This is a genomic window from Streptomyces sp. S3(2020) (assembly GCF_013044505.1).
Lineage (GTDB): Bacteria > Actinomycetota > Actinomycetes > Streptomycetales > Streptomycetaceae > Streptomyces.
Genome location: NZ_JABERD010000258.1, coordinates 1 through 12,225, shown reverse-complemented (window position 1 = coordinate 12,225; position 12,225 = coordinate 1). Strand labels below are relative to the sequence as shown.

The following is a 12,225-nucleotide window of genomic DNA, read 5'->3' as shown; positions in this document are numbered from 1 at the left end:
TCATCCTCGGCCATAAAAGCCTTCGGACGGGGTATCAACTAATCTGGCGTTGATTTTTGGCACGCTGTTGAGTTCTCAAGGAACGGACGCTTCCTTTGTACTCACCCTCTCGGGCTTTCCTCCGGGCGCTTCCCTTCGTTGTTCCAAACTCTATCAGTGTTTTTCCGACCCTCTGACCACTCTCCTGCGGACATGCAGAAGATGACCCCGAGATAGGATCTGACAAGTTTGGGTTCTGCTGAACAAGGACGCTTACCAGCGCCGCTCGGCCTCAAGCAGGAGTACGACTCTACACGGGGCCCGGAAGAGCGTGCAAATCGATTGGACTGGTGGTCTAGACCACTACGCGGTATCTTCCATGCGGAACCGTCAGTTCATATGACATACGCTGCTCACAGTGCGCCGTCCAGGACAGGCAGTGACGACGCATATCGATCTCCACCCCTGGGAGGCTTCCCATGACCACCGTGACGTCCCCGCTGGCAGGACGCGCCATCGGACTGGCTTCTGTGCCCGATCCGGTCTTCTCCGGAGCCATGGTCGGCCCGGGTACGGCGATCGACCCCGTGCGCGAGGCCTCCGAGGCTGTCGCACCCGTGGACGGAGTCATCGTCTCGCTCCACCCCCACGCCTTCGTCGTTGTCGACGATCAGGGTCACGGCGTACTCACTCACCTGGGTATCGACACCGTCCAGCTCAACGGCGAGGGTTTCGAGCTGCTCGTGAACAAGGGCGACACCGTGACGCGCGGCCAGAGCATCGTGCGCTGGAACCCGGCCGCCGTGGAGGCTGCCGGCAAGTCCCCGGTCTGCCCGATCGTGGCCCTCGAAGCCACGGCCGAGGCACTCTCCGATCTGCGTGACGACGGCGATGTGAAGGCCGGCGACAGTCTCTTCGCCTGGAAGTGACATCAACTCCGTCCTAGGACGGCAAGTAGTGGCAACCATCGCGGCGGCGGGACCCGCCGCACTATCGGAGACGGGTGAGATGGAGACAACGCTGCGAGGCGTCGGCGTGAGCCATGGTGTGGCGATCGGCGAGGTTCGGCACATGGGAACGGCGGTCCTGGAGCCGCCTGCCAAGCAGATCCCGGCTCAGGACGCGGAGCGTGAACAGGGGAACGCCCGCAAGGCAGTGGAAGCTGTGGCGGCCGACCTGATGGCACGCGGCAATCTGGCCGGGGGCGAGGCCCAGGCAGTGCTTGAGGCGCAGGCACTGATGGCCCAGGACCCTGAGCTGATGGCCGATGTGGACCGGCGTATCGCCGTCGGCAGCACGGCCGAGCGGGCTGTGTACGACGCGTTCGCCGCGTACCGCGAGCTGCTGGCGAATGCCGGTGAGTACCTCGCGGGACGTGTCGCGGACCTCGACGACGTGCGGAATCGTATCGTCGCCCGTCTGCTCGGGGTGCCCATGCCTGGCATCCCGGACAGTGACGAGCCGTATGTCCTTGTGGCGCGTGACCTCGCGCCCGCCGACACGGCTCTGCTGGACCCCACGCTGGTGCTCGGCTTCGTGACCGAGGAGGGCGGGCCGACCAGCCACAGCGCGATCCTGGCGCGGGCGCTCGGTGTCCCCGCGGTGGTGGCGCTACCGGGCGCCGGCGAGCTCGCCGAGGGCACCGTGATCGCCGTGGACGGCAGCACCGGCGACATCTTCGTGAACCCGAGCCAGGAGAAGAAGGCACAGCTGGAGGCTGCCGCCGCCGAGCGCAAGGCTGCGCTCTCGGCGTCGACCGGGCCGGGCGCGACGGCCGACGGCCACAAGGTGCCGCTGCTCGCCAATGTCGGTGGTCCCGCGGACGTTCCGGCCGCTGTCGAGGCCGGTGCGGAAGGTGTCGGTCTCTTCCGTACCGAGTTCCTCTTCCTCGACGACAGCAAGAACGCTCCCTCCGAGGAGAAGCAGATCGAGGCCTACCGACAGGTTCTCGAAGCGTTCCCAGAGGGTCGTGTCGTCGTACGTGTGCTGGACGCGGGTGCGGACAAGCCGCTTGAGTTCCTCACGCCGGGCGACGAGCCGAACCCCGCGTTGGGTGTGCGGGGTCTGCGGACGCTGCTCGACCACCCGGACGTTCTGCGCACGCAACTGACGGCCCTGGCGAAGGCTTCTGAGGGGCTGCCGGTCTACCTCGAGGTCATGGCTCCGATGGTGGCGGACCGTGCGGATGCCAAGGCGTTCGCCGACGCGTGCCGTGAGGCGGGGCTGCGGGCGAAGTTCGGCGCGATGGTCGAGATTCCGTCGGCCGCGCTGCGAGCGCGTTCGGTTCTGCAGGAGGTCGAGTTCCTGTCGCTGGGGACGAACGACCTCGCGCAGTACACCTTCGCCGCGGACCGCCAGGTGGGTGCGGTGTCCCGTCTGCAGGATCCTTGGCAGCCGGCGCTGCTCGACCTGGTCTCGCTGTCCGCCGAGGCGGCGAAGGCCGAGGGCAAGAGCTGTGGTGTCTGTGGTGAGGCGGCCTCCGACCCGCTGCTGGCGTGTGTGCTGACCGGTCTGGGTGTCACCTCCCTTTCCATGGGTGCGGCGTCGATTCCCTATGTGCGGGCGACTCTGGCGAAGTACACGCTGGCGCAGTGCGAGCGTGCCGCGGCGGCCGCTCGGGCGGCGGACAGTGCCGATGAGGCACGCAACGCCGCTCAGGCGGTGCTGTCCGGCGAGTAGCCGGGCCGCACCGGCCGTCGGTGCTTCTTGAGGGGCGCTCCACCTGTGGGTGGGGCGCCCCTCCTGTGTTCAGTGGTGATGTCCCGGCGTGGGGCCGTCCGGTCCGAGGTCGGGCGGCACGCAGTAGTCGACGTTCGATTCCGGTGAGATGAGGTCTCCGGATTCGATGTCGGTGCAGTACGCGTCGAAGACCTCGCCGGCGGTGAGGGGTTCCAGGCCTTCCCCGCGCAGCCGCCAGCCGTAGATGCGGTCGGTGGTTCCGGGAACGCTGGTCCGCATGACGAGTCCACCGGGGGCTTGGGTCGCCAGGCCGAGAGCAAGGACCGTGGCGAATTCGAGGGCCTCGGCGTCGTCGAGTTGCGTGGTGCCGTCGGCGTTGATGTCGGCGTGGAGGACGGAGACGAGTGTTTCCGGTGATGCCGTGACGCTGCAGACGAGGTGCCGGTTGCCTGGATGGGCCGTGTCGAGGATGCGGACGACGAGGTCGGAGGCTCGGGTGAAGGCGGCTCGGCCGATGTCCTCGCCGCAGGAGGCGCAGGCGCCCAGGTGTGCCAGGAGTGTGGAGGCGTACTCCCAGGTGGCTTGGCGTACTGCTTCGTCGATCAGGTCGGGGACGAGTTCCGTCAGGGGTCGTCCGTCGTACGGGATGGTCGGGCCCGTGGCGGCGAGTTCGGCGGTGAAGCGGGTGCGGCTGGAGGGGATGTCGGGTTCGAGGCCGGTGTCGGCGCAGTAGTCGGCGTACTCCTGTGGGTCGAAGAGGGCTACCGCGGTGTGGGTGCCCTGGGAGGCGCGGGTTTTGAGGAGTGCCTCCACTTGTTGGAGATAGCGGGAGTGGTCGTCGAAGGTGAAGCTGCGGTAGCGCCGCATGCTGCGGAAGTCGTGCTCGTCGGTGAGCAGGCCGATGGTGCCGGCGATCTCGCGGCGCAGAACGCGTCGCATGGTCTGGTGGTCGGTGTGCGCCATGTTTCCCCCTGTGCGCTGTCGATCAATGCTCACTCACAGTAACCGGGGGCACTGACAACGGGGCTGGGCGCGAGGGGGCGGGCGACGCCGACGCAGGGTGCGGCGGCTCGGACTGCGTCGGCGGCTTCGTCGGTCAGACGCGCTTGCGGGCGAGGTCCTCGTAGAAGTGGAGCAGGTCGAGGTTGTCGATGGAGCCCGGGTTGACGGCCTTGTCGAGGGGGGTGCCCTGCAAGAGGCGTTTGACGGGGACTTCGATGCGCTTGCCGGTGAGGGTGTGCGGGATGCCGGGTACTTCGATGATCTCGTCGGGGATGTGCCGCGGGGAGAGCTGTTCGCGGATGGTCTGCTTGATGCGGCCGAGCAGGGTCTCGTCGAGGACGGCTCCGGGGGCCAGGTGCACGAAGAGGGGCATCCAGTAGCCGCCGTCGGGCTGTTCGATGCCGATGACGAGGGATTCCTTGATCTCGGGGAGGCGTTCGACGGCTTCGTAGATGTCGGCGGACCCCATGCGTACGCCCTGGCGGTTGAGCGTCGAGTCGGACCGGCCGTGGATGACGACGGAGCCGCGGGACGTGACGGTGATCCAGTCGCCGTGGCGCCATACGCCGGGGTAGGTGTCGAAGTAGCTGTCGTGGTAGCGGCTGCCGTCTGGGTCGTTCCAGAAGTGGATCGGCATCGACGGCATGGGGTTGGTGACCACGAGTTCGCCGACCTCGTCGGTGAGGGGGTTGCCGCTGGGGTCCCAGGACTGCAGGTCGGTGCCGAGGCCGGGGGCCTGGAGTTCGCCGATGTGGACGGGGAGGGTGGGTACGGCGCCCGCGAAGCAGGAGCAGACGTCGGTGCCGCCGCTGACGGAGGCGATCCAGAGGTCTTCGCGGACCTCGTCGTGGAGCCAGCGGAAGCCGTCGGGGGGCAGCGGGGAGCCGGTGGTGGCCACGCACTGCACGGAGGAGAGGTCGAAGTCGCGGCCGGGGTGCACGCCCGCCTTGCGGCAGGCCATGACGTACGCGGCCGAGGTGCCGTAGAGGGTGGCCCGGGTGCGTTCGGCGATGCGCCACTGGGCGCCGGTGTCCGGGTAGCCGGGGCTGCCGTCGTAGAGAACGATCGTCGTGCCGGTGAGGAGGCCGGAGACGAGGAAGTTCCACATCATCCAGCCGGTCGACGTGTACCAGAAGAAGCGGTCGTCGGGGCCGAGGTCGCAGTGCAGGCCGAGTTGCTTGAGGTGTTCGACGAGGATGCCGCCCTGCGACTGGACGATGGCCTTGGGGAGGCCGGTCGTGCCGGAGGAGTAGAGCACCCACAAGGGGTGGTCGAAGGGCACCTGCTCGAAGGTGGGTTCCATGTCACCACTCGTCAGGGCCGCCCAGTCCAGGGCGCCTTCCGGGGTGTCGGTTCCGAGGAGGGGGATGTGGACGACGGCACGCAGGGTGGGCAGTTCGCGGCGGAGTTCGGCGACGGTGTCGCGGCGGTCGTGCTCCTTGCCGCCGTAGCGGTAGCCGTCGACGGTGAACAGGACGACGGGCTCGACCTGCTGGAAGCGGTCGAGGACGCTGCGGGCGCCGAAGTCGGGGGCGCAGGACGTCCAGACGCCGCCCACCGCTGCGGTGGCGAGGAGGGCGACGACGGCCTGCGGGATGTTGGGCAGGTAGCCGCTGACGCGGTCGCCGGGGCGTACGCCGAGGGCGCGGAGTTCGGCGGCGAGGGAGCCGACCTGGCGGCGCAGTTCGGACCAGGTGACGGGGCGTGGTTCGTGGGTCTCGTCGACGTGCAGGAGGGCCGGTTCGTCCGCGCGGGTCGCGGCGGCGCGCAGGGCGTGTTCGGCGTAGTTCAGGGTCGCCCCGGGGAACCATCGGGCGCCGGGCATCGAGCGGTCGCCCAGTACGCGCGTGTAGGGGGTCGAGAAGCGCACGTCGAACCATTCCGTGACGGCTTGCCAGAAGGTGTCCAGCTCGTCGACGGACCAGCGGTGCAGGGCGGGGTAGCCGCCTTCGGCGGGGGCGCCGTGGTGCTCGGCGGCCCAGGTCTGGAACTTGGTGACCTGCGCCTGTGCGATGCGTTCCGGATCTGGCTGCCAGAGCGGCTGGGGGTTCACGGTCGACATGGGGCGGCTCCCGGACTGTGCGCGTGGTGTGCGTCCTCCGCGCACGGGCTGGGGTGTGCGCGCGACGCGGATGACACGGACGATGCCATGTGATCGACTTCTACACCAGGGTGGGCCCCACATAGTCCGTGTCGTGAAGATGTGGTCCCGGCACGGGTGAACGGCAGTTGAACGACACGCGCGTGTGGGCGGGTCAGTGGCAGGGTGAGCAGCATGAACGGTCGTGACCTGGTGCGTTCGATAAAGACGGTCGGTTCGGCGGGGGCGGCCCAGGGGTTGCGTTCCGTGCGGGCCTCGTGGCGTATGCGGCGTGCGGATGCGGCCGGGCTGCCGCCGCGGGGGGCCGAGCGTGCCCGGGTGCCCGGGCCGGTGCGGGAGGTGGAGCCGGGGCCCGGCGGCGGGGTCGTCCGGTTCAGCCGTTCCGAGCTGCGGATCACGGTCGCGGTGAACGGGGCGGTCTTCTGGGGCTGGGACGGAGTGGGTCCCGAGCCGTCGTACGCGCTGGCGGGGCGCTGTCCTGAGCCGGATCCCCGGGCGGTGCTGGAGCCGGACAAGGACGGCGGCTGGCGGGTGGTGGCCGAGCGGGCGACCGTGGTCGTCTCGCGGCATGGTGCGATCGAGGTGCGTACGCCCGGTGGGGTGACCGTGCGCCGGGATCTGCCGCCGCGGTGGTGGGAGCCGGTGGGCGGTGGTGCGGCGCGCTGGATGCAGCGGTCGGAAGTGCCCGCGGACGCACGGTTCTTCGGGCTCGGCGGGCGGGCGTCGGGGCCCCGGCTGAGGAACGGGACGTACCGGCTGTGGAACACGGATCCCGGCGGGTCCTTCGGTCGGGCCGACGATCCGCTGTACATCACGATGCCGGTGCAGTTCGTGGTGTCCGACGCGGCCACGCATCTGGCGTTCCACGACACCTCGTGGGACGGCACGGTGACGTTGGTGGAGGGCGAGGAGGGCGCCGGTTCCGGGCACGACCGGGCCGGTACGTGCGAGCTGCGGATGACCGGTGGTCCGCTGCGCTGCTGGGTGATGGTGGGTACCCCCGCGCGCGTGCTTCTCGCCTGGGCATCGCTCACCGGGGCGCCCGCGCTGCCGCCGGAGTGGGCGCTGGGGCACCATCACGCGCGGTGGGGGTTCGGGAGCGAGCAGGAGGTGCGGCGGATCGTCGCGGGATACCAGGAGCGCGGCCTGCCCCTGGACGCCGTCCATCTGGACATCGACCACTATGACGAGCACCAGGTGTTCACCGTCGACCAGGAGCGCTTCCCCAAGCTGCCCCAGCTCGCCGAGGAGCTGCGGCGGGACGGGATCCGGCTGGTGTCGATCGTCGATCCGGCGGTCCGGGCCGAGCCGGGCAATGCCGTCTTCGACAGTGGTGTCACCGAGGACGCGTTCGTTCGTGATGCTTCTGGGAGGCTCGTTCGAGGAGTCGTCTGGCCCGGCGAGGCGGTCTTCCCGGATTTCACGCACGCGCGTGTGCGTGAGTGGTGGGGTCGCCTGTATGAGGAGCGGCTCGCTCAGGGGTTCGCGGGTTTCTGGCACGACATGAACGAACCCACCTCGTTCGCGGCCTTCGGGGAGTCGACCCTGCCGCGTTCGGCCCGGCATCAGCTGGACGGGCAGGGCGGTGACCATCGTGAGGCGCACAACGTGTACGCGCTCTGCATGGCGCGTGCGGGGTACGAAGGGGTGCGGGAACTGGCTCCTCGGGAGCGCCCGTTCGTGTTCTCGCGCTCCGGGTGGGCCGGCATGCAGCGCTATGGGGGCACGTGGTCGGGTGACGTGGCCACGGGCTGGCCGGGGCTTCGGGCGTCGCTGTCGCTGGTGATGGGGCTCGGCCTGTGCGGGGTGCCCTATTCGGGGCCGGACGTGGGCGGCTTCGACGGGAGTCCGGCGCCCGAGTTGTTTCTGCGCTGGTTCCAGCTGGGCGCCTATCTGCCGTTGTTCCGTACGCATGCGAGTCTGCGGGCGGGGCGCCGGGAGCCGTGGGAGTTCGGTCCCGAGGTGCTGGAGCACGCACGCGTGGCGCTTCTGGAACGCCGGCGGCTGCTGCCGTACTTCGTGACGCTGGCGCATCTGGCGAGGCGTACGGGCGCGCCGTATGTGCGGCCGTTGTGGTGGGGGGCGCCCGAGGACCGGGCGCTGCGTGACTGCGAGGACGCGTTCCTGCTGGGTGACAGTCTGCTGGTGGCGCCGGTGCTCGATCCGGGAACGGACCGGCGTGCGGTGCAGCTGCCGCGGGGGCGCTGGTACGACATGGTGACGGAGCGGGCGTATCAGGGACCGGGGCAGGTCCTCGTGGATGCCCCCTTGTCGCGGATCCCGGTGCTGGTGCGTGCGGGAGCCGTCCTTCCCGTGCGCGGGGAGGACGGCCGCCTGGAGCTGGAGGTGTGGGCGCCGGCCCGGGGACGGACCGGCGGCGGGCTCGTCGTGCCCGACGCGGGTGACGGGTGGGACGAGCCGGAGATCGAGCGTTACGTGGCCCGTTGGCGGGGCCGGCGGGTGGTCGTCGAGCGGGAGGGTGAGGACGGCGTGAGCGCGCCGCCTCACCCGGTGCGTGTGCGGGGGGTCGGGGAGCGCTAGGTCAGATGTACCGGCCCTCGAACCAGGCACGTACGGCACGTGTGTGCAGCGGGAAGGCGAGTTCTTCGGGCCTGCGCAGGAGGTGCCAGCCCTCCGTCTCGTCCGTCGCGGCGGATACGGGCAGGCCCTCCGCCGGGCGTTCCGGAAGGGACCCGAACAGCAGGAGATGGCCGTCGGGCGAGCTCATGGCGTCGACGAGGCGTACGTCGCGGCTCGCCGCGTCGATGCCGGTCTCCTCCTTGAGCTCACGGACGACTGCCTGGCGCCAGTCCTCCCGGTCGTCGACGTAACCGCCGGGCAGTGCGATGCCCCCGCGCGCGGGGGCGATGGTTCGGGTGACGACGACCAGGGCGGCGCCCTTCGTGTCGTACACCGGCTGGAGTGCCACCGCGACGGGCAGCGGGTTGCGGTAGGCCACGGTGGCGCAGGCGGGACAGGTGCGGGGCCAACCGGAGACGCCCTCTCCGTAGGGCGCTCCGCAGCTCGAACAGTGGGAGTCGGGCGCGGAGTTGGGGGTGGGGTGTTGAGTTTCGGACACGCGGCGGACTGTATCCGATCACAGGAAGGGCGTCTTCCGGGGGCTGCTCAGTGTTTGCTCGTGAGGGACTTCCAGGACACCGGGAAGTCGAAGAAGGTGGCCGGGTAGGGCTCCGGCTTGAACGTGTAGTGCCACCATTCCTCGGCCAGGTTCACGAAGCCGAGCTCTTCCAGGGTGCTCTTGAGCAGGAGCCGGTTGTCCCGTTGTGCGCCCTGGATGCGGGGGTCGAGGGTGTGGGAAAGGGTGTCGAAGCAGTCGAATCCGGTGCCCATGTCGACGGAGTTGTCGGGGAAGCGTTCGTCCTGGGGCGCGTAGCAGGGAATGAGGGTCTCACCGGGGTGATAGGGCCGCGTCGGCTTCGCTGGGAGCTTCACGATGGTGAGGTCCATGGTCGAGCCGCGGCTGTGGCCGGACTTCTCGGCGATGTAACCGTCCGCGAAGAGACGCGTCTTGTCGACGTTCGGGTAGAACTCGGCCTTCATGGCCTGGTCGTCGAGGTCCTTGGCCCAGCGGACGAAGTGATCGACCGCGCGCTGGGGTCGGTAGCAGTCGTAGACCTTGAGGGTGTAGCCCTGCCGGACCAGCTTCACCTGGGCTTTGTGGAGTGCCTCGGCGGCGGGTTTCGTGAGGATGCAGATCGGCTGCGCGTAGCCGTCGATGCGTTCCCCCACGAAGTTGTGCGGGGTGAAGTAACGCATCTCCTGGATGATCGTGGGGTCCACGGTTCTCAGCGCGACGAAGTCCTTCGGCGCCTTGGGTTCCGGTGTCGCCCGGGCGGTGGTGGCGGCGGCGGTCACGGTCAGCAGGGCGGCGAGTGTCGTGACCAGGCCGCGTACTGCGCCGGAGAGTCGTGTCATGCCTCTGCCTCTGCCCATCTCCGGCCTCCCGTGACACACTTCTGACGTTCCGTCAGATCCTATGCCCGGGAGGAACTGTGTCACGTGCACGAACGCCCGTGGTGACAGGGTGGTTCGCCGGCGAGGAGGACGATTTCCATCTCCTCGGCACCCGCTGCTCGGCCTGCGCCTCGGTCTTCTTCCCCCGCGAGGACACCTACTGCCGCAATCCCGCGTGCACGGGAGGCGAGCTGGAGGAGGTTCCGCTGTCGCGGCGCGGGCGGGTGTGGTCCTACACGGACAGCCGGTACCGACCTCCGTCACCCTATGTGACCGATCCGGAACTTCCGTGGGAGCCGTACGCGTTGATCGCAGTGGAGCTGGAGGCCGAGCGGATCGTGGTGCTGGGACAGGGGGTTGCGGGGCTCGCCGTCGGCGATCTGACGGTGGGCATGGAGGTGGAGGTCGTTCCCGGTGTGCTCCATGAGGACACGGAGACGGTGTGGACGACGTGGCGATGGCGGCCGACGACAGGGGTGACGGCATGACGGGGGAGGTGGCGGTGCTCGGCGCGGGCATGCACCCGTGGGGCAAGTGGGGACGGAGCTTCGTCGCGTACGGGGTGGCGGCCGCCCGCGCGGCGCTCGTCGACGCCGGGCTGGAGTGGCGGGACATCGGTTCGATCGTCGGGGCGGACACGGTGCGTGGCGGCTATCCGGGGTATGTGGCCGGCGCGACCTTCGCGAAGGCGCTGGGCTGGCAGGGGGCGCGGGTCACGAGTGTGTACGCGGCGTGCGCGTCGGGAGCGCAGGCCGTCAACACCGCGCGGGCGCAGATCCTTTCGGGGCTCGCGGACGTGGTGCTCGTGGTGGGTGCCGACGCGGCGCCCAAGGGGTTCTTCCGGCCGGCGGGCGGAGATCGGCCCGACGATCCGGACTGGCTCCGGTTCCGTGTCCTCGGGGCCACCAATCCGACGTACTTCGGGCTGTACGCGCGCAGGCGTATGGCCGTGCACGGGGACACACCGGAGGACTTCGCGCAGGTCAAGGTGAAGAACGCCGCCATGGGCGCGCTGAATCCGAACGCGCGCTACCGCAAGCGGGTCACCGCCGAGGAGGTCGCCGCGTCCGCGGTGGTCGCCGATCCGCTGCGGCTGCTCGACATCTGCGCGACCTCGGACGGCGGGGCGGCCCTGGTGCTCTCCAGCATGGAGTTCGCCCGGCGGCACGGGGCGGCGGACCCTGTGCGGATCCGGGCGGTGTCGACGGTGACACCGCACTACCCGAGCACTGTGCTGGACCTCCCCGACATCGCCACGGACTCCGCGGTGTCGGCGCAGCCCGGCGACGACACCTTCCGGGAGTCGATCGCCCGGGCCGCCTACGAGGAGGCGGGTGTCGGGCCCGAGGACGTGTCCCTCGCCGAGGTCTACGACCTGTCCACCGCACTGGAGTTGCAGTGGTACGAGGACCTCGGGCTGTGCGGCGAGGGTGAGGGGGCGAAACTGCTGCGGGAGGGCGCGACGGCCCTGGGCGGGCGGATACCCGTGAACGTGAGTGGCGGGCTGGCGTCCTTCGGGGAGGCGGTGCCGGCGCAGGCGATCGCCCAGGTGTGTGAGCTCACCTGGCAGTTGAGAGGTGCGGCGGGTGACCGGCAGGTGACCGGGGCGCGGGTGGGGATCTCGGCGAACCAGGGGTTGTTCGGACACGGTTCGGCCGTCGTGGCGGTGCGGTGAGGATCACCGGCCCTCCTGGCGGGGCAAGGGCTTTCCCGTACGCTCCGTGATCGCCCCGGAATCCTGCGTGAACGTCTCATGAACTGCGCTCGGGTGTGCGCCCACGGCGCCATCATGCTGCCGTGCACTCCTGGACGGACACTCTCCGCTTCGCCTTCCAGCCGGTGGTCAACCTCACGACCGGAGGGGTCGCGGCGCTGGAGATACTCGCCCGACCGGAGACCGGCGACATCCTGGCCGAGGCCCGCCGCGATCCGGAACTCGACGGCAGGCTGGCCGTGTCGGCCGTCCGGGCGGCGGCACGCAAGGAAACGCTGCTGCCGCTGCACGTCAACGTGTTCGCCGGCACCCTCGCCGACCTCGGCGGGCTCACCCCGCTGCACGCCGCGGTGCGTGCGGTGGGCAGGCTCCCCTGGGAGGTGACGATCGACGTCGGGCCGCCGTACACGCATGTGCCGCAACAGGCGCTGCTGGAGGCTGTGGACGCGCTGCGGGGTCAGGGTTTCCGGATCAGCGCGGACGGCGTCGGGGACGGGGATCTGCCCCTGCGACTGCTCACCGACCTGGCGCCCGACCTGGTGAAGCTCGACGCCTCGCTGGTGGCCCGGCCCGCGGCGGTACGCGCGATGCGGACACTGTGCGACCAGTTGGGGGCGCTGCTCTCGGTCGAGGGCGTGCAGACCGAACTCCAGTGTGCGGCCGTGGTGTCGGCGGGCGCTCAGCTGGCACAGGGCAACCTGTTCGCTCCCCCGGCCCGGTTGCCCGCCGGCCCCCCGGGCGTCCCTTTTACCCATCCGGCGCGCCCCCCACACAG

10 protein-coding genes are annotated in these 12,225 nt (G+C 69.8%); 6 read left to right on the top strand and 4 right to left on the bottom strand.

Annotation, left to right across the window (positions count from 1 at the left end; genetic code table 11):
- Window positions 1-458 precede the first annotated feature (458 nt).
- Together HLK59_RS43395 and ptsP are read left to right on the top strand one after the other, a co-directional pair.
- A complete protein-coding gene (locus tag HLK59_RS43395) occupies window positions 459-908 on the top strand; it encodes a PTS glucose transporter subunit IIA (RefSeq protein WP_171147178.1) in 450 nt (149 codons plus the stop codon).
- A 79-nt stretch (window positions 909-987) separates the two neighbouring features.
- On the top strand, window positions 988-2,658 hold the full coding sequence (gene ptsP / locus HLK59_RS43390) for a phosphoenolpyruvate--protein phosphotransferase (protein ID WP_171147177.1): 1,671 nt from the start codon (window positions 988-990) through the stop codon (window positions 2,656-2,658).
- Window positions 2,659-2,727: 69 nt separating this feature from the next.
- Here ptsP and HLK59_RS43385 read toward each other — a convergent pair whose 3' ends face one another.
- Window positions 2,728-3,621, bottom strand: coding sequence for a hypothetical protein (locus tag HLK59_RS43385; protein WP_171147176.1), 894 nt, complete (start codon window positions 3,619-3,621; stop codon window positions 2,728-2,730).
- Window positions 3,622-3,754: 133 nt separating this feature from the next.
- A complete protein-coding gene (locus HLK59_RS43380; protein ID WP_171147175.1) occupies window positions 3,755-5,722 on the bottom strand; it encodes an acetoacetate--CoA ligase in 1,968 nt (655 codons plus the stop codon).
- Window positions 5,723-5,935: 213 nt separating this feature from the next.
- Between HLK59_RS43380 and HLK59_RS43375 the strand changes: the two genes are divergently transcribed.
- Window positions 5,936-8,302, top strand: coding sequence for a glycoside hydrolase family 31 protein (locus tag HLK59_RS43375; RefSeq protein WP_171147174.1), 2,367 nt, complete (start codon window positions 5,936-5,938; stop codon window positions 8,300-8,302).
- 1 nt (window position 8,303) lies between these two features.
- On the opposite strand, the gene HLK59_RS43370 is transcribed toward HLK59_RS43375, so the two are convergent.
- Window positions 8,304-8,840: an NUDIX domain-containing protein gene (locus tag HLK59_RS43370; protein WP_171147173.1), complete on the bottom strand. Its 537-nt coding sequence runs from the start codon at window positions 8,838-8,840 to the stop codon at window positions 8,304-8,306.
- 47 nt (window positions 8,841-8,887) lie between these two features.
- Complete coding sequence (locus tag HLK59_RS43365) at window positions 8,888-9,697, bottom strand: M15 family metallopeptidase (RefSeq protein ID WP_171147172.1); 810 nt, start codon at window positions 9,695-9,697, stop codon at window positions 8,888-8,890.
- Window positions 9,698-9,795: 98 nt separating this feature from the next.
- Here HLK59_RS43365 and HLK59_RS43360 point away from each other — a divergent pair, with 98 nt between their 5' ends.
- The 3 genes from HLK59_RS43360 to HLK59_RS43350 all read left to right on the top strand — a co-directional run.
- Window positions 9,796-10,224 carry a zinc ribbon domain-containing protein gene (locus tag HLK59_RS43360; RefSeq protein WP_171147180.1) on the top strand — a complete coding sequence of 143 codons (429 nt, stop codon included), beginning with the start codon at window positions 9,796-9,798 and terminating at the stop codon, window positions 10,222-10,224.
- Complete coding sequence (locus HLK59_RS43355; RefSeq protein WP_171147179.1) at window positions 10,221-11,411, top strand: lipid-transfer protein; 1,191 nt, start codon at window positions 10,221-10,223, stop codon at window positions 11,409-11,411. The genes HLK59_RS43360 and HLK59_RS43355 overlap by 4 nt, the downstream gene beginning before the upstream one ends.
- 122 nt (window positions 11,412-11,533) lie before the next feature.
- Window positions 11,534-12,225 (top strand): EAL domain-containing protein (locus HLK59_RS43350; RefSeq protein ID WP_171147171.1); only part of this gene is annotated, 692 nt, incomplete at its 3' end.